17 protein-coding genes are annotated in these 16963 nt (G+C 59.5%); 11 read left to right on the top strand and 6 right to left on the bottom strand.

Going from position 1 to position 16963, the window contains the following annotated elements:
• Positions 1-192: 192 nt before the first annotated feature.
• Positions 193-1539, bottom strand: coding sequence for an HD domain-containing phosphohydrolase (locus K5D32_RS11330; protein ID WP_221600272.1), 1347 nt, complete (start codon positions 1537-1539; stop codon positions 193-195).
• 210 nt (positions 1540-1749) lie between these two features.
• Between K5D32_RS11330 and K5D32_RS11325 the strand changes: the two genes are divergently transcribed.
• From K5D32_RS11325 to K5D32_RS11275, 11 genes are all read left to right on the top strand, one after another.
• Entirely contained in the window at positions 1750-3147 is a 1398-nt protein-coding gene (locus tag K5D32_RS11325; RefSeq protein WP_221575727.1) for an ATP-binding protein, read from the top strand.
• Positions 3148-3274: 127 nt separating this feature from the next.
• Positions 3275-3727 carry a MarR family winged helix-turn-helix transcriptional regulator gene (locus K5D32_RS11320; protein WP_221575726.1) on the top strand — a complete coding sequence of 151 codons (453 nt, stop codon included), beginning with the start codon at positions 3275-3277 and terminating at the stop codon, positions 3725-3727.
• Positions 3724-5811, top strand: coding sequence for an FUSC family protein (locus K5D32_RS11315; RefSeq protein ID WP_221600270.1), 2088 nt, complete (start codon positions 3724-3726; stop codon positions 5809-5811). The genes K5D32_RS11320 and K5D32_RS11315 overlap by 4 nt, the downstream gene beginning before the upstream one ends.
• Positions 5808-6017 (top strand): DUF1656 domain-containing protein, encoded by a 210-nt coding sequence (locus K5D32_RS11310; RefSeq protein ID WP_025260844.1) that lies wholly within the window; start codon positions 5808-5810, stop codon positions 6015-6017. The genes K5D32_RS11315 and K5D32_RS11310 overlap by 4 nt, the downstream gene beginning before the upstream one ends.
• On the top strand, positions 6014-6898 hold the full coding sequence (locus tag K5D32_RS11305) for an HlyD family secretion protein (protein ID WP_221594651.1): 885 nt from the start codon (positions 6014-6016) through the stop codon (positions 6896-6898). Before K5D32_RS11310 ends, K5D32_RS11305 begins: the two co-directional genes overlap by 4 nt.
• Positions 6895-8307 (top strand): efflux transporter outer membrane subunit, encoded by a 1413-nt coding sequence (locus K5D32_RS11300; protein WP_221600269.1) that lies wholly within the window; start codon positions 6895-6897, stop codon positions 8305-8307. Before K5D32_RS11305 ends, K5D32_RS11300 begins: the two co-directional genes overlap by 4 nt.
• 135 nt (positions 8308-8442) lie before the next feature.
• Complete coding sequence (locus K5D32_RS11295; RefSeq protein ID WP_221575721.1) at positions 8443-9276, top strand: ion transporter; 834 nt, start codon at positions 8443-8445, stop codon at positions 9274-9276.
• Positions 9277-9379: 103 nt separating this feature from the next.
• On the top strand, positions 9380-10378 hold the full coding sequence (locus K5D32_RS11290) for a sulfate ABC transporter substrate-binding protein (RefSeq protein ID WP_221594653.1): 999 nt from the start codon (positions 9380-9382) through the stop codon (positions 10376-10378).
• Positions 10379-10738: 360 nt separating this feature from the next.
• Complete coding sequence (locus tag K5D32_RS11285; RefSeq protein ID WP_221600267.1) at positions 10739-11161, top strand: hypothetical protein; 423 nt, start codon at positions 10739-10741, stop codon at positions 11159-11161.
• 126 nt (positions 11162-11287) lie between these two features.
• Positions 11288-11683 (top strand): hypothetical protein, encoded by a 396-nt coding sequence (locus K5D32_RS11280; protein ID WP_221575719.1) that lies wholly within the window; start codon positions 11288-11290, stop codon positions 11681-11683.
• 382 nt (positions 11684-12065) lie between these two features.
• A complete protein-coding gene (locus K5D32_RS11275) occupies positions 12066-12278 on the top strand; it encodes a DUF6124 family protein (RefSeq protein WP_025260852.1) in 213 nt (70 codons plus the stop codon).
• A gap of 113 nt (positions 12279-12391) precedes the next feature.
• On the opposite strand, the gene K5D32_RS11270 is transcribed toward K5D32_RS11275, so the two are convergent.
• The 5 genes from K5D32_RS11270 to K5D32_RS11250 are packed head-to-tail and all read right to left on the bottom strand — an operon-like array spanning position 12392 to position 16961.
• Positions 12392-12793: a hypothetical protein gene (locus K5D32_RS11270; RefSeq protein WP_221575718.1), complete on the bottom strand. Its 402-nt coding sequence runs from the start codon at positions 12791-12793 to the stop codon at positions 12392-12394.
• Positions 12794-12803: 10 nt separating this feature from the next.
• The gene (ccmI, locus tag K5D32_RS11265; protein WP_221600265.1) at positions 12804-13991 is read right to left on the bottom strand and encodes a c-type cytochrome biogenesis protein CcmI; all 1188 of its coding nucleotides are present in this window, start codon (positions 13989-13991) and stop codon (positions 12804-12806) included.
• Positions 13988-14458, bottom strand: coding sequence for a cytochrome c-type biogenesis protein (locus tag K5D32_RS11260; RefSeq protein WP_221575716.1), 471 nt, complete (start codon positions 14456-14458; stop codon positions 13988-13990). The genes ccmI and K5D32_RS11260 overlap by 4 nt, the downstream gene beginning before the upstream one ends.
• Entirely contained in the window at positions 14455-14991 is a 537-nt protein-coding gene (locus K5D32_RS11255) for a DsbE family thiol:disulfide interchange protein (RefSeq protein ID WP_221575715.1), read from the bottom strand. The genes K5D32_RS11260 and K5D32_RS11255 overlap by 4 nt, the downstream gene beginning before the upstream one ends.
• Positions 14988-16961, bottom strand: coding sequence for a heme lyase CcmF/NrfE family subunit (locus tag K5D32_RS11250; protein ID WP_221596106.1), 1974 nt, complete (start codon positions 16959-16961; stop codon positions 14988-14990). The genes K5D32_RS11255 and K5D32_RS11250 overlap by 4 nt, the downstream gene beginning before the upstream one ends.
• Between the last annotated feature and the right edge of the window lie 2 nt (positions 16962-16963).

Genomic DNA, 16963 nt, shown 5'->3' with positions numbered 1-16963 from the left:
AAATGAGCGTTTTTTACGGAAAATTACCGACAGACGGTAGCAATTATTTTCAAAATTCGAGGCACTTTTCAAACCCTGAACTGTCTTGACGACCGTTCATCGCCTTTGGAACCCCGCAAAAGCCCCCGACCGCATAGCTTCCGGCGATAAATTTCCTTTGAATGTACAGGCCACTCGCGAATGAATTGGCTCCTACTCAATGCAAAGAGCAGGTTCCGGCAAGCGAATGAACACGGTATAGGTCGCGCCTTCCATTTCCTCGAAGGCAATCAGCTTCTCGACCAGAAGCTCGCTGAGCACCTTGCCCGCATTGAGCAGGAGCATGCCGTTATCGGCGTTGAGGTTACGGGCCAGCACCATGCCCGCACTCAACTCACGAGGTTTCATGGCCTTGACCAGCGGATCGCCCAGGGTGATATCGGAGCGGTAGACCGTGCAGGCCTTGATGAACGCATCCAGCAGACCTGGGTCATACCAGCGCCCGCTGTACTGGCGAATAAACACCAGCGCTTCGTCGCTGTTCATGCGCCGCTGAAGGATCAGGCCATGCTGCAACTCGATGAAGTCCACCGCCAGCTTGAGCAGGCGCGAACCGAAGGGAATCGCCTCGCCCTTGAGCCGGTCGGGAAACCCCGTGCCGTCCCAGTGCTCCTGATGGTGCAGAATCAAGCGGGCTGCATCGCGCATGGGGTCCAGGGTCATGAGCAATGATTCGCTCTGCTTCGGATAATCCCGATAGCGCTCACGCTCGGTGTGGGACAACTGGTCGACAGGCGAAACGATCATGTTGTCGCTCCAGCCGAGCTTGCCGATATTGTGCAGCGCGGCCGCCATGCACAGGTCGCGTCGGCTGGCTTCATCCAGCCCGTGAACCTGACAGTAAGTGCGCACCAGATCGATAACCTGCCGATTGGTCTGCTTGTCCACCGGCAGTCGCTGATTGACCAGCAACGAAAATAGCTCGGTGCTGGTGGCATAGCTGTGCTTGAGTTCGTCGTAGGCCAGGTCGAGCATGTCGGCGGTCTGCTGCACCTCGGACGTACGCGCCAGCACGCGCTTCTCCAGGGTGGCATTGAGCAGTTGCAGCGCTTCGTTCTGGTCGTGGGTCAGTTGTTCGAGACGTTGCCGCTCACGCTCGGAATGCTGATGGGCCAGGGACTGACGCAAGGTCAGCAGCATGTCCTCGTCATTCCAGGGCTTGCTGATGTAACGATGAATACCCCCTTCGTTGATCGCCTTGACGATCATGTCCAGGTCCGCATAACCGGTCAGCAGCAAACGCATGGTAGAGGGATAGAGCTCATGGATACGGGCCAGCAACGTGGAGCCGTCCATGTGCGGCATGCGCGCGTCGCTCATCACAAGATCGATGGGGTGTTTCGCCATGATGCTCAGGGCTTCTTCGCCGCTGTTGGCGCAGTGAATAGTGTACCCCTGGGTTCGCAGCAGACGGCGCAGGCTGCTGAGAATCAGCTCTTCGTCATCGACCAGAAGCACGTTCGGCTTGAATGCACCGGCAGAAACAGACTTGTCGTCCATCGCGAGTACCTCGCTCGGCGGTAGTGGCACATTTGTTCTTGTGAAGTGCCAGATCATCATGCGCTTGCATCTTGCCTTGAGCATAGTGGGCCATTGAAAAATAGTGGCACTTTGAAATTATTTTTCCGATGAAAGCTCACCCACAGCGCTATGCTCAAGTCAGTCAGGGACGCTTCCTGTCATCCACTCGACCGTTGCCGCAGGTGTGCCATGAAAATCCTGTCCAACCGACGCATTCTCCTGATCGATGCCACCCCCGCCACTCACGAAGACTTTCGCAAGGCGCTGGTGCCAGACAGCAGCGGCCAGGCGGATCTTTACCTGATCGAGGCCGCCCTGTTCGGCAATGACATGCCGATCATCACCCACCACTATCTGCTCGATTGTGTGTACGACGCGCCAGACGGCCTGCTCAGGGCGCAGCAGGCGCTGGATGACGATGAGCCCTACGCACTGGCCTTTGTCGACATGCATCTGGCGGAAGATGCGCGGGTCATCGAAAAGCTCTGGCAGATCGACCCGCGCCTGCAAGTGGTGATCTGTACCGCGCAGTCCGACTATTCGTGGGAAACCCTGATAGATCGCCTGCAAGGTCATGAGCGGCTGCTGACCCGCAAGAAACCCTTCAACGACATTGAAGTGCAGCAACTGGCCAATGTGCTCACCACCAAATGGGAAATGACCGAGCTGGCTTCGGTGCAGATGGACCGGCTCGAACAACTGGTGGAACAGCGCACCGAAGAACTGACCCGCACCAGTGAAGAACTGCAACATCAGATCGACGAGCGCAAACACCTGGAAAGCCAACTGGTGCAATCGGAAAAACTGGCTTCGCTGGGGCAGCTGGCGGCCGGCGTAGCCCATGAAATCAATAACCCCATCGGCTTCATCTCGTCCAACCTCGGCACGCTGGAAAACTATTTCGCCCAGGTAAAGGAAATGCTGCTGGCCTATCGGGATGCTGAGCAGAGCCTTGCACAAGGCCCGGAACGGGATCGACTGGCCGGATTGCGCGAACGCATAGAACTGGATTACCTGATCGACGATATTCCAGTGCTGATCAGTGAATCCAAGGAAGGCATCGACCGCGCCGGGAAGATCGTCAAGGATCTCAAGTCATTCTCACGGGCCGACAGCAACGAGCAATGGCAGTGGGCCGACCTGCATCAGGGCATCGACTCGACGCTCAACATCGCGGCCAATGAAATCAAGTACAAGGCCGATGTGATCAAGGAATACGGCGACCTGCCACAGATCGAGTGCCTGCCCTCGCAGATCAATCAGGTGGTGATGAATCTGGTGGTCAACGCAGCACAGGCCATCGGCAGCGAGCGCGGGCAGATCATCATTCGCAGCGGCCAGGAAGGCGACACTGTCTGGCTGGAGGTGGCCGACAACGGCTCGGGCATGGAGCCGCAGGTCATGCAGCGTATCTTCGATCCCTTTTTCACCACCAAACCCGTGGGCAAAGGCACCGGTCTAGGGCTGTCGCTTTCCTATGGCATCGTCAAAAAACATGGCGGCAGCATCGACGTTTCAAGCCAGGTGGGGAGCGGCACCACCTTCAAAGTGGTACTGCCGATTCATCAGGTCAAACCCGGCAATTGATTCACGACGCCACGAACCTCGGGAAATTTACGGTTGACGGAAAGACTTTGTTACAGGATATTATTAGTTAGCAAGCTATTAATATCCTCGCTAACAATATCATCCCTAACTAAATCCCCGGTTCCCCATGTCACTCGATTCACTTCACAGAGCCATCAGCAGCGGTATGGTCGCCGCCTCCCGCCAATGGCGGCGCATCTGCCAGACCACGCTGTCCACCTATGGCATCTCGGAAGCCTGTGCAGGTCCGCTACTGGCCATTGCGCGCCTGGGCGACGGCGTGCATCAGGTGAAAGTGGCCCAGGCCGCCGGTATGGAAAGCCCGACCCTGGTGCGTCTGCTGGATCAGCTATGCGCCTGCGGCATCGTCTGCCGCACCGAAGACCCCAACGACCGCCGCGCCAAGGCTTTGAGCCTGACCGAAGATGGCCGCAAGCTGGCCGGTGCAATCGAACAGGAACTGACTCGCCTGCGCGCCGACGTGCTCAAGGGCGTCGACGCTGCCGACCTCGAAGCCACCTTGCGGGTCTGCAAGGCCTTCGCCGATGTGGCTCACCTCGACAATGCAGGCCAGTCGTGAACGGCTTCTTCGCAGGTTTCCCGCCAGCCCGCGACTGGTTTTATGGCGTGCGCACCTTCGCCGCCGCCATGCTGGCGCTGTATATCGCGCTGCTCATGGAAATGCCTCGACCTTACTGGGCCATGGCAACGGTCTATATCGTTTCCAGCCCGTTCGTCGGCCCCACCAGTTCCAAGGCGCTGTACCGGGCCCTCGGTACGCTGGCCGGTGCCGTTGCCTCGGTATTGCTGGTGCCGCTGTTCGTGCAGACGCCTTTGCTGCTGGCCATCGTGATCGGCCTGTGGACCGGAACCCTGCTGTTTCTTTCCCTGCACCTGCGCACCGCCAACAGCTACGCGCTGATGCTGGCGGGCTACACCATGCCGCTGATTTCCCTGCCGGTGGTGGACAACCCGCAAGCGGTCTTCGAGATTGCCGTATCGCGCACCGAAGAGATTTTCCTGGGCATCATCTGTGCCGCCGTGGTCGGTTCCATGTTCTGGCCGCGCCGCCTGAAACCGGTGTTTCAGAGCACCACAGAAAAATGGTTCAGCGACGCCAGCGCCTACAGCGAGCGCTTTCTGGGCCGCAGTGCCCAGGCCGAAGAAGTCGGCGCACTGCGCAACTCCATGGTCGGCAGCTTCAACTCGCTGGAGCTGATCATCAGCCAGTTGAGCCATGAAGGCACCCGCAAGCAGACCGTGCGCAATGCCATGGAACTGCGCGGGCGCATGATTCACCTGCTGCCGGTGATCGATGCACTGGACGACGCACTCTGGGCACTGGAGCGCCGCACGCCTGAGCTGCTGGCCAACCTCTCGCCGTTGCTGGTGGAAACCCGCAACTGGCTGGGCAACACCGCCAACGGCCCGCAACTGGAGCAATGGCAATGGCTGCATCGCGAGCTGGAGCGCCTGCAACCCGACTCCGGGCAACTGGATGAGCGTGAACAACTGCTGCTTTCCAACGCGCTGTATCGACTGGGGGAATGGATCGACCTGTGGCTGGACTGCCGCACCTTGCAATACGCCATCGACACCGACGACCAAACGCCCTGGCGCGCCGTCTACCGGCACTGGCGTCTGGGCCGGCTCACGCCGTTTCTGGATCGCGGCCTGATGCTGTATTCGGTGGTTTCGACGGTGCTGGCAATTATCGTCGCTTCAATGCTGTGGATACTGCTGGGCTGGAAAGACGGCGCCAGCGCGGTGGCTCTGGCAGCGGTGTCTTGCAGCTTTTTTGCCGCCATGGACGACCCTGCACCGCAGATCTACCGGTTCTTCTTCTGGACCTTGCTGTCGGTGGTGTTCGCCAGCCTGTACCTGTTCGTGGTGTTGCCCAACCTGCATGACTTCCCGATGCTGGTGCTGGCCTTTGCCGTGCCGTTCATTTGCGTCGGCACGCTGACGGTGCAGCCGCGCTTCTTTCTCGGCACGCTGCTGACCATCGTCAACACCTCGTCCTTCATCAGCATCCAGAGTGCTTATGACGCCGACTTCCTGAACTTCCTCAATGCCAATCTGGCCGGGCCTGCCGGGCTGTTGTTCGCTTTTATCTGGACGCTGGTTTTCCGCCCCTTCGGCGTCGAATTGGCCCTCAAGCGCCTGATCCGTTTCAGCTGGCGCGACATCGTGAGCCTGAGCAAACCGGCCACACTGGCCGAGCACCGGCACATGGGCGTGCAGATGCTCGACCGTCTGATGCAACAACTGCCTCGCCTGACCATCACGGCCCAGGATACGGGCATTGCCCTGCGTGAACTGCGGGTCGCCCTCAATATCCTCGATCTGCGGGCTTATACACCGCGAGCCACACTCGTTGCCCAGAGCTTGCTCAATCAGGTGGTGGATGAAGTCGGCAGCTACTTCAAGGCCTGCATCAAGGCCGATGAGCGCCTGCCTGCACCCAAGGGTTTGTTGATGACCATGGACCGGGCACGTCGCTCACTCACCGATCAATGGATGGGCCAGGACCCGGCGCGCATTCACCTGCTGCATGCCCTGAGCGGCCTGCGTCTGGCGCTGCTGCCGGGCGTCGAGATCGTCAGCGTTGCAGGCGAAGCTACCGAACAACCGCCCTATGGCATCGATGGAGCACCGTCATGATTGGTGATCTGGATATCAGCGGCATTTTCGTGCCCACCTTTCTGGCGATCATGGGCATCGCCTACCTGCTGTTTCTGGGGCTGCACGCCGTCTTGTCGCGCGCCCACTTCTACCGCCTGGTGTGGCACCGGGCTTTGTTCAACGTAGGTCTATACGCTTTGTTGCTCGGCGCCGTGGATACTCTCAGTCGATACCTGATGACATGAAAAAACCATTACTGACATTGGGCCGCGTGGTCCTGACCCTGCTCGTTGTGCTACTGGCTTGCGTCGTCGTCTGGCGCATGGTGATGTACTACATGTATGCGCCCTGGACCCGTGACGGGCATATCCGTGCCGATATCGTGCAGATCGCACCGGACGTCTCCGGTCTGATCCAGAAAGTCGAGGTCAGCGACAACCAGCAGGTCAGCAAGGGCCAGGTGTTGTTCACCATCGATCAGGACCGTTTCCAGCTGGCCTTGCGTCAGGCCCAGGCCACCGTTGCCGAACGCCAGGAAACCTGGGAACAGGCGCGCCGGGAGAACAAGCGCAACAAGGGCCTGGGCAATCTGGTGGCCCGCGAACAACTGGAAGAGAGCCAGTCCCGGGAAGCCCGTGCCCTGTCGGCCCTGAATGAAGCCAAAGTGGCGGTGGACGCCGCGCAACTGAACCTGGATCGCTCGGTGATCCGCAGCCCCGTGGACGGCTACCTCAACGACCGTGCGCCGCGCCCTCATGAATTCGTGTCGGCAGGCCGCGCCGTGTTGTCGGTGGTGGATACGGCGTCCTTCCACATCGATGGCTACTTCGAGGAAACCAAACTCGATGGCATTCATATCGGCCAGAGCGTGGACATCCGCGTGGTCGGCGACAATGCGCGCCTGACCGGCCATGTGGTGAGCATCGTCGCCGGTATCGAAGACCGCGACCGCACCAGCGGCTCGAACCTGTTGCCCAACGTCAACCCGGCGTTCAGTTGGGTACGACTGGCGCAGCGCATCCCGGTGCGTATCGCCTTTGACGAAGTGCCTGCGGACTTCCGCATGATCGCCGGGCGCACGGCGACGGTCTCGATCATCGACGACCGTCAGGGAGCGGCACAATGAAACACGCCACGCACATGGCCACGCTGGGGTTGGGTCTGCTGCTGTCGGCCTGCCAGATGGTCGGGCCGGATTATGAGCTGCCCAGGAACGGCGCGATCAATCGCCCGGACCTGCAAGGTGAACTGGCGGGCCAGTCGGTCAATACCGTTTCGGCACCGGTGCCGGAACACTGGTGGCGTCTGTATCAGGACCCGCGACTCGATGAACTGGTGCAACAGGCCATGGCCTCCAACACCGACCTGCGAATCGCCGCCGCCAACCTGCAACGCGCCCGCTATCAGACCGCCGAAGCCCAGGCCGCAGGCGGTTTCACCAACAGCGCCAAAGTGGGTGCCCAACGCCTTCAGGAATCGGGGGAGGCCTTTCTGCTGGCCGACAAGGTGCCGGTGGCCAATGTCGGTGATGTGGGGCTGACCACGTCCTATCAGTTCGACCTGTTCGGCACCTTGCAGCGCGGCATCGAAGCGGCCCAGGCCAATATCGATGCCAGCCAGGCCGCCGCCGATACGGCGCGTATCACGCTGGTGGCCGATGTGGTGCGGGCCTATACGCAGGTCTGCGCCGCCAATGAAGAGCTGCACATCGCTCAGGAGTCGCTGGACCTGCAACAACAGAGCGTGACCCTCAACCAACGCCTGCGCGATGCCGGGCGTGGCGATGAAACCCAGGTCACCCGCTCCCAGACACAGTTCAAATCCCTGCGCGCCGAACTGCCCCGCTACCAGGCCTTGCGCCAGGCCGGGCTGTTCCGTCTGTCGATGCTGCTGGCCAGACCCGTAGAGCAACTGCCGGCTGGCGTCAGTACCTGCAACGAACTGCCGCACATCGCGCAAGTCATGCCCGTGGGCGATGGCGCCGCCCTGCTCAAGCGCCGCCCCGATGTGCGTCAGGCCGAACGTCATCTGGCCATGGCCACCGCGCAGATCGGCGTCGCCACAGGCGAGCTGTACCCGGACATCAGCATCGGTGCGACCGTGGGCAGCATCGGCATCCTCGAAAACCTTGGCAAACCGGCAGCCAACCGCTGGGGCTTCGGCCCGTTGCTGAACTGGACCGTGCCGTCCAACGGCTCACGGGCACGCATCCACCAGGCCGAAGCCTCGACCCAGGCCGCACTGGCGCGCTTCGATGGCGTGGTGCTCAACGCCATCCGCGAAACCCAGACCGGCCTGGCGCAATACACCGCCCTGCTGGACCGCCGCGATGCCTTGAAAGATGCCGAACAATCGGCACAGGAAGCCGCCGACCAGACCCACCGTTTCTACAAGGCAGGCCGCGCCTCGTTCCTGGCGGACCTGCAGGCTACGCGCACCTACACCGACGTGCGCGCACAGATGGCGGCAGCCAATACTCAGGTGGCCATGGGGCAGATCGATCTGTTTCTGGCGTTGGGTGGGGGTTGGCAGTAGGATCTTGTTCACTCTGTAGGACCGAATTCATTCGGGAAGGCGATACATCAGGCCAATAGATGTCGCTTGAAATACCTTCTCGCGAATAAATTCGCTCCTACGGGGCATGACATTGATCCTGTATCCGGAAAGCACATGAACACCACCCTCAGCCGCCGCGAGCAGCTGCACAGCATCATTTTCCAGACCGACACACCCGCTGGGCGGCGTTTTGACAAGATTCTGCTGGTTGTCATTCTGCTCAGCCTGCTGGTGACCATGGTCGACAGCATCCAGGACATTCATCGCGACTACGCCGACCTGCTCACCTACATCGAGTGGGGCTTTACGCTGGTTTTCGCCATCGAGTACATCCTGCGTCTGTACTGCTCGCCGAGGCCGCTGAAGTACGCCTTCAGCTTCTATGGTCTGGTGGACCTGCTGGCCATCGTGCCGGGGGTATTGGCGATCTACTACAGCGATGCCCAGTACCTGCTGATCGTGCGGATCATCCGCATGCTGCGCATCTTCCGGGTGCTCAAGCTCAGCCCTTACCTGAAGCAGGCGCACTATCTGGTGGAAGCCCTGCGCGGCAGCAAGCAGAAGATCATCGTGTTTCTGGTCAGTGTCTCGACCCTGGTCACGGTGTTCGGCACCCTGATGTACGTGATCGAAGGCCCGCAACATGGGTTCACCAGCATCCCCAAAGGCATTTACTGGGCTATCGTGACCCTGACCACCGTGGGTTTTGGCGATATCGTGCCCAAGACGCCGCTGGGGCAGATGGTGTCGTCGGTGGTGATGATCATCGGTTACTCGATCATTGCCGTACCCACCGGTATATTCACCGCCGAACTGGCCAATGCCATGCGCGGTGAACAGTTGAAACACGACTGCCCGGTGTGCGTGAAAAAGCACCATGAGCATGGCGCAGCCTTCTGCTCACGGTGCGGTAATGCGCTGTTTCCCAAGGTGGAAAATCAGGCATAAGCAAATACGTTTTTAATCTTTATGAGGCCAATGTTCAGCGGCTATAGTCGCGGCATAACGCCATCAGCCCTATAAGAATGACTGTCAACTCAAGGAATCCGCAGTGAAAAAAATCTTCGCCGCCTCGCTACTGGCCGCAGGTCTGGCTTTTGCCAGCGCCGCACAGGCCGCTCCGACCCTGCTCAACGTCTCCTACGACGTGATGCGTGACTTCTACAAGGACTACAACAGCGCCTTCCAGAAGCACTGGAAAGCCGAGCACAAGGAAGACGTCACGGTGCAGATGTCCTTCGGCGGGTCGAGCAAGCAGGCGCGTTCCGTGATCGATGGTCTGCCGGCTGACGTCATCACCATGAACATGGCCACCGACATCAATGCACTGGCCGACAATGGCGAACTGGTGCCGAAGACCTGGGTAACCCGTCTGCCGAACAACAGCGCGCCCTTCACTTCTGCCACGGTGTTCATCGTGCGCAAAGGCAACCCGAAAGCCCTGAAAGACTGGCCGGACCTGATCAAGGATGGCGTAGAAGTCATCGTGCCTAACCCGAAAACCTCGGGCAACGGCCGCTACACCTACCTGTCGGCCTGGGGTTACACCCTGAAGAACGGCGGCGATGAAGCGGCTGCCCGCACGTTCGTCGGCCAGTTGTTCAAACACGTACCGGTGCTGGATACCGGTGGCCGTGGCGCAACCACCACGTTCATGACCAACCAGATCGGTGACGTGCTGGTGACCTTCGAGAACGAAGCGGAAATGATCGCCCGCGAGTTCGGTCGCGACCAGTTTGAAGTCGTTTATCCAAGCGTTTCCGCCGAAGCCGAGCCGCCGGTGAGCGTGGTCGACAAGGTCGTGGACAAGAAAGAGTCCCGCGCACTGGCCGAAGGCTACCTGAAATACCTGTGGTCCCCTGAAGCCCAGGAAATCGCCGCCAACAACTACCTGCGCCCACGGGACGCAACAGTGCTGGCCAAGTACAAGGATCGTTTCCCGAAAGTCGATTTCCTGTCCGTAGAGAAAACCTTCGGTGACTGGCGCACCGTGCAAAAGACCCACTTTGTTGACGGTGGCGTGTTCGATCAGATTTATTCAGGCAAGTAAGTAAACCCGGGCCTCACCGGCGCTATCGCGCTGGTGAGGCCTTTTTATTCGTAACAAAACGCTTGCACACCCCAGACATAATCGCTATAAACATGCCACACAAGCACGCTCAGTACTTGAATATGGATATGGTTATGTCGACACAGGGAAGGTGTTCAACACTCAAGTGTATTCACACTTAGCCCCCACTCTACTTAATGCCTGCGCATAAACATGACCGCCTGACAGCGTGTCAACATTTCGGCGCGTGCATAATAAAGACCCGACAACAACAATACCTTTTTTTCAAAAAGGGATACTGCTACGCCTGATTGAAAGTTTAAAACCTTAAATCATCGCCAACACCAAAAGGATTTACACATGTTCAAGAAGACCTGCCTGACTCTCTTTGCAACTGCCGTACTGGCTACGGGTAATGCCCATGCCGCTTGTGCCAACCTCAACGTCAACGGCAGTGGCGCCAATATTCTCGCCCAAGGCGATGCCATTGTCTATGGCCCTTACAGCATTTCATGTGCCGGACCACAGAGCTTCACCTTCCAGGACTTGTCCGCGACAAACAGCAATAACTCGATCAAGCATATTTTCGAGAAACAGAACGGCTCCACCTGGACCGTCGTTTCCAGCAGCACCAGCACCGGCGCAGCATCTGTCACCAAAAGCTTTTTCATCAGCACTAACGGCACTTACCGTTATCGGATAGAAAACGTCGGCACCTCACGAATCGCGAACTGGACAATGAGTGGCCGAGTCACCTTGTTCACCATTCCGGGCACGTTCTAATCTCATCGATTATTAAAGCCCTTTATACTTTTAACAAAAATAATACCTTTTTTAAAAAAGGAATACTGCTACGCCTGATTGAAAGTTTAAAACTTAAATCATTGCCAACACCAAAAGGATTTACACATGCTCAAGAAGACTTTCCTGGCACTCTGTGCGACTGCCATATTTGCCACAAGCAATGCCTATGCTGTTTGTGTCAACTTCAGCCTCACCCGTAGCGGCTCCAATGTTTACCCCCAGGGTGAAACCGTTGTCTATGGTCCCTACAACAGCTCATGCTCAGGAACACAGAGCTTCACGTTCCAGGACTTGTCGTCACGTTTTGTCACCAACAACATCAAACACATTTTCGAGAAACAGAACGGCTCCACCTGGACCGTCATTTCCAGCACGACCAGCCTTGGAGGCTCAACCCTGAGCTTTTACGCCCCCACTGCAGGCACCTACCGCTACCGCATAGAAAACGTAGGCACCACGCCTATCGCGAACTGGACAGCGACTGGCAAGATCACCTTGTAACTGAACAGTCTGGCAGTGAGTACGGTGTACTCCTGCCAGATTTTCGTGTCACCCAAGCCCACGAAATGCCGTGAATATAGGACATTTCTTACAGGCTTATCCCTTTCATGCGCATGAACTTTCCTAGAAAATCTTCCCCCCTTGCATGGGTGTTTTTGGCTCTCTAGGCTGTGTCGGTCACTGCTCATCAGTGATCGGGTTTAGCAGCCCTCAGGACATAAATCACCATGCAAAAGTACCGCTTATGGCGGCTTTGCGTGGGGCACCTTCGGGTGCGCCGGTTTTTGGTGATTTTTCCCCGGTCTGCTAACCCGCGACAAAGCCGCCACCCTCAATCGTTTAGCAGCGATTGTCCGGTGGCCTGACCAAGGAAGAAATCATCATGAAAAAAGTAACCCCCGATCCGCCAGGCAATACACTCGAAGAATCCCTGCTACACGTCTCCGATCTGCTGCGTTGCGCAGCCGCCACCGCCTACGAATCCGGCGACAGCCTCAACGGCCCGAAACGCGACCTGGCCTTTTCCGTCGTACACCTGATCGGCATGGCCCGAACCGAACTCGACCGCTCGCTGGAACGGGTAGAGCCGCGCTGACACCACCGCGGTAGGAGCGAATTCATTCGCGAGAGGCCCATACATCCGAAGAAAATGTATCGAGTTCAATGACGTCTCGCGGATCAATCCGCTCCTACCCGCGGATCACCCAATCAATTACTGAACTGCCTCCCCAACCCCGCCGGAACCCCGCTGGCATCAGTCGCCTGCCATGGGCCATCGGGATGGGTGGACCAGCTCCAGCCGTTATTCCATTGGTAGTAGGTGCGCTGGCGGTAGAAGGTGTTGGGTTGTTCGTCCATCACGTACACGCCCATGCGCGCATCCCAGTGGCTGTTGCCGCCCGGTGGCGGGGCGAAGCTGGCGGAGGTTTTCGGCGCGGGTGCCGGGGCCTTGGGCGGGGTTTTGGGGGTGGTCGGGCGTGGGCTGCCGGGTTGCTGGCCGCCGGGCAAGGACTGGATGGGTTCCTGGCCATGGGGTTCGGGTGGCTGAACCGCACAAGCACTCAAACCAAGAGCCAGACCCAATAAGGTAATGCGTGCGGTGCGGTACATAAGCGACTCTCTATTTGTCAGGACTGTCGATAGTTAAGGCCTGCTGCGCCGTAATGCTACTGGCCAGTGGCTGGCTGCGGCCGATCCACTCACCGGTGGTTGGCTGCCCTGCACGGGACACCCGTGCAACCAGTTGGACTTGCGCAAAGTTCGACAGTTTCAGTTGCGGCATCATTGCGTCGGAATCACCCAGTTCGACCTGCGCTGGCAGGTCGGCCACGGTGATGCGCTTGACCGCCAGAGGTGCCGGTGGGCCATTCACGGCGCGGGCAAAGATGAACACGCTGTCGTCCGGCTGCACACTGGCCTTGAGCGCTGGTGCCAGGTCCACGCGCACCTTGATACGTGCAGCATCGGCCACGTCAGGAGCAGCTTTGATACCAAGGTTTTCACGGGCGCGGGCAATACCGCCTTCCAATGCCTGACGTGACGGGTCTTGCGGGGGCAAGACGCCCAGCAGGCGGGTCCAGTAATCTACGGCGATCTGATAGCGCTCGCTTTCAAAGGCGGCGATCCCCAGCAGCCCAAGGCTGGTGGCTTCTCGCGGGTCGGCCTTGAGGGCTTCGTCGGTCAAGGCCTGAACCTGAGGCGTGAATTGCTTATCGCTGGCGAAATACAGCGCCTGAGCCCATTGCCCCAGCAGTTCCGGCTGACGTCCGGCCAAGGCTACGGCACGCTCGAGCATTTTTGCCGCATCGCCCGGACGCTCCTGGGCCATGTAGCTGCGGGCCAGGAAGTAGAAGCCCTCGGCAGAGTCCGGCTGAGCTTCGACGGTGCGCTCCAGACGGCGGGTCATGTCGGCCAGGGAGGTCGGCGGCTGAGAGAACTCACGGGCCAGTTCGACCTTGTCGCTGGCTCCGTAATGCAGATAAAGGCCCAGGCCCAGAGCCGGCATAAGTACCGCCGCCAGCAAAGGCAAAGCCTTGCCCAGACGCGAGGGGCGCACGGGGCCGGTGTCTTCGGTATCGGCCAGCAGCTCCCGCGCCGCTTCCGAACGACCGCTCTGCATCTGCGCGGCGGACAGCACGCCCTCCTCCTGCTGGCCTTGCAACTCGGCCACGCGCTCTTGATACAACGCAACGTTAAGGGCGGTGCGGTCCTCTTCGGGTTGCACATGACGACCGCGCAGGACCGGGATCAACAAGAAACTCAGGGCCGCCAGCAACAGCAGGCCGGCTGCCATCCAGAAATCGATCATTCTCGGTTTTTATCCAACAGATGGGCGAGGCGCTGACGCTCCTCGTCGGAAAGAACATCGGCTTCTTCGCGTTGCTCACTGCGACGACGACCAACGATCACGCCAATAACAACCAGCCCCACAAGCAGCAACCCGGCCGGGCCGAACCAGAGCAGCCAGGTGCGCGAGCTGAGTTGCGGGTTGTAGCGCACGAATTCGCCGTAACGATTGACCATGAACTCGACGATCTGCTGATTGCTCTGGCCTTCACCGAGCATGCGGTAGATTTCCTTGCGCAGGTCGGCGGCAATCGGTGCGTTGGAGTCGGCGAGGTCCTGGTTCTGGCATTTGGGGCAGCGCAGTTCCTTGGTCAGTTCGCTGTAACGGGCACGCTCGGCTTCGTCGCGAAACTGATAGGCATCGATGGCCCCTTGGGCGAAGCCGACAAGGCCCAGGCTCAGGACAGCGGCAGTCAACCAGCGCTTCATGGCCTGGCCTCATCGACCAGCGCCTGATACAGGCCGGCCAGTTTGTCTCGCCAGACTGTCTCGTCGATCACGCCGACGTATTTGTGGCGGATGATGCCCTTGCTGTCGATCAGGAAGGTTTCTGGCGCGCCATAGACGCCCAGATTCACGCCCAGAGTGCCCGCTTCATCGCGGATATTGAGCTGATAGGGATTGTGGAAGTCCTTGAGCCACTTGATCGCGTCGGCATTTACATCCTTGTAGTTGATGCCGTAGATCACCACGCCTTGCTGCATCAGCTTGTTGAGCACCGGATGCTCTACGCGACAGGCGACGCACCAGGTTCCCCAGACGTTCACCAGTGCCGGTTTGCCCAGCAGGTCGGCGCGGGTCAATACCTTGTCACTTTCGACCTGCGGCAGGGAAAACTCGGGGAACGGCTTGTCGATCAGCGCCGAAGGCAGCTCGGCGGGGTCCAGGTACAGACCGCGATAGAGAAACACTGCGACAACCAGAAAGATTGCCAGTGGCAGCACCATGATCCAACGCTTCATACCGCTGCTCCCGTCATGCCCAGCGCGTCACTCACTTTGTTTTTGACCTTTACCCGGTAGCGTCTGTCCATGGCCGCAAGGATGCCGCCAAGGCCGGTCAGCAAGCCGCCGAACCAGATCCAGCGCACGAACGGTTTGACGTGGACGCGCACCGCCCAGGCACCGTTGCCCAAGGGCTCGCCAAGGGCGACATACAGATCGCGGGTGAAACCGGCGTCGATACCCGCTTCGGTCATCATCGATTGCTGCACGGTGTAGAGACGCTTTTCCGGGTGCAGCGTCGAAATGACCTTGCCGTCCTGCAAGACCCGCACAGTGCCGCGATCCGAGGTGAAGTTCGGCCCTTCGTAGTGCCTGGCCCCCTCGAATACGAACTGATAGCCGCCCAGCTCGGTGGACTCGCCAGGTGCCAGGCGCAAATCCCGCTCGGCGCTGTTCTGGCTCGACAGCACGACGCCCAGGGCGCAGACCGCAATCCCGATGTGCGCCAGCTGCATGCCCCAATAGCTGCGGCTCAGGCCGCGAGCGCCCTTGAGCAGGCCTTTGTGACGCGTCTTGTCCAGCAGGTCACGAACACCCGCCAGCAGCACCCAGGCTGCCAGCATGAAGGTGGCCATCACCGCCCAATGGAAATCACCCAGTACGAAACCGGCAATAACCGCCAATACCGCACTGCCGATCAGTACCGGGGCCAGCATGCTCACCAGCCATTTGAGGGGCGTGTCTTTCCAGCGCACCAGCACGCCGACCGCCATCACCACCATCAACAACCCCATCAGCGGCACGAACAGCGCATTGAAGTACGGCGGACCAACGGACATCTTGGCGCCGCTCACGGCATCGAGCACCAATGGGTACAGGGTTCCGAGCAGAATCATGGACGCAGCGACCACCAGCACCAGGTTATTGCCCAGCAGCAGCGTCTCCCGGGACCATAGGCCAAAGCCGACCTGGCTTTTCACCACCGGGGCACGGACAGCGAACAGCGTCAGCGAGCCACCGACCACCATCAGCAGGAAGATCAGGATGAACACGCCACGCTCCGGATCGGAGGCGAAAGCATGCACGGAGGTCAGCACGCCGGAGCGCACCAGGAAAGTCCCCAGCAGACTCAGGGAAAACGCCGCAATGGCCAGCAAGACCGTCCAGCTTTTGAAGACGCCGCGTTTTTCGGTGACCGCCAGCGAGTGAATCAGCGCCGTACCCACCAGCCAAGGCATGAAGGAGGCATTTTCTACCGGGTCCCAGAACCACCAGCCGCCCCAACCCAGTTCGTAATAGGCCCACCAGGAACCCAGGGTGATGCCGATCCCCAGGAATGCCCAGGCGACAATGGTCCACGGACGCGACCAGCGCGCCCAGGCCGCATCCAGACGCCCGCCCAGCAAGGCGGCGATGGCAAAGGCGAAGGCCACAGAGAAACCGACATAGCCCATGTACAGCATCGGCGGATGCACGATCAGGCCGATGTCCTGCAACAACGGGTTGAGATCCCGGCCATTGGCCGGCACCTGCGGCAGGATGCGCGAGAACGGGTTGGAGGTCAGGATCAGGAACGACAGAAAGCCGACACTGATCATGCCCATCACTGCCAGCACCCGCGCCAGCATGATCTGTGGCAATTGTCGGGAGAAGACCGATACGGCAAAGGTCCAGCCGCTGAGGATCAAGGCCCAGAGCAGCAAGGAGCCTTCATGGGCACCCCAGACGGCGCTGAACTTGTAATACCAGGGCAAGGCGCTGTTGGAGTTCTGCGCGACGTAGGCCACCGAAAAATCGTCGACCATGAAGGCATACGTCAGGCAGCCGAACGCAAAGACCAGAAAGCTGAATTGCCCCCAGGCTGCGGGACGCGCCAGCCCCATCCAGAGGCGGTCGCCTCGCCAGGCCCCCAGCAGCGGCACGATGGCCTGCACGACAGACAGGCACAGCGCCAGAATCATGGCCAGATGGCCGAGTTCAGGAATCATGG

The organism is Pseudomonas cichorii (genome assembly GCF_019719005.1).
GTDB classification, from domain to species: domain Bacteria; phylum Pseudomonadota; class Gammaproteobacteria; order Pseudomonadales; family Pseudomonadaceae; genus Aquipseudomonas; species Aquipseudomonas cichorii_E.
Note: the sequence above shows the minus strand (reverse complement) of the source record. Positions and strands in the feature narration are given on the sequence as shown.

Bases quoted from the DNA above. Each gene is read 5' to 3' on its own strand.
- K5D32_RS11330 (WP_221600272.1), bottom strand. From the start codon at position 1,539: ATGGACGACAAGTCTGTTTCTGCCGGTGCATTCAAGCCGAACGTGCTT.
- K5D32_RS11325 (WP_221575727.1), top strand. From the start codon at position 1,750: ATGAAAATCCTGTCCAACCGACGCATTCTCCTGATCGATGCCACCCCC.
- K5D32_RS11320 (WP_221575726.1), top strand. From the start codon at position 3,275: ATGTCACTCGATTCACTTCACAGAGCCATCAGCAGCGGTATGGTCGCC.
- K5D32_RS11310 (WP_025260844.1), top strand. From the start codon at position 5,808: ATGATTGGTGATCTGGATATCAGCGGCATTTTCGTGCCCACCTTTCTG.
- K5D32_RS11305 (WP_221594651.1), top strand. From the start codon at position 6,014: ATGAAAAAACCATTACTGACATTGGGCCGCGTGGTCCTGACCCTGCTC.
- K5D32_RS11300 (WP_221600269.1), top strand. From the start codon at position 6,895: ATGAAACACGCCACGCACATGGCCACGCTGGGGTTGGGTCTGCTGCTG.
- K5D32_RS11295 (WP_221575721.1), top strand. From the start codon at position 8,443: ATGAACACCACCCTCAGCCGCCGCGAGCAGCTGCACAGCATCATTTTC.
- K5D32_RS11285 (WP_221600267.1), top strand. From the start codon at position 10,739: ATGTTCAAGAAGACCTGCCTGACTCTCTTTGCAACTGCCGTACTGGCT.
- K5D32_RS11280 (WP_221575719.1), top strand. From the start codon at position 11,288: ATGCTCAAGAAGACTTTCCTGGCACTCTGTGCGACTGCCATATTTGCC.
- K5D32_RS11275 (WP_025260852.1), top strand. From the start codon at position 12,066: ATGAAAAAAGTAACCCCCGATCCGCCAGGCAATACACTCGAAGAATCC.
- K5D32_RS11270 (WP_221575718.1), bottom strand. From the start codon at position 12,793: ATGTACCGCACCGCACGCATTACCTTATTGGGTCTGGCTCTTGGTTTG.
- ccmI (WP_221600265.1), bottom strand. From the start codon at position 13,991: ATGATCGATTTCTGGATGGCAGCCGGCCTGCTGTTGCTGGCGGCCCTG.
- K5D32_RS11260 (WP_221575716.1), bottom strand. From the start codon at position 14,458: ATGAAGCGCTGGTTGACTGCCGCTGTCCTGAGCCTGGGCCTTGTCGGC.
- K5D32_RS11255 (WP_221575715.1), bottom strand. From the start codon at position 14,991: ATGAAGCGTTGGATCATGGTGCTGCCACTGGCAATCTTTCTGGTTGTC.
- K5D32_RS11250 (WP_221596106.1), bottom strand. From the start codon at position 16,961: ATGATTCCTGAACTCGGCCATCTGGCCATGATTCTGGCGCTGTGCCTG.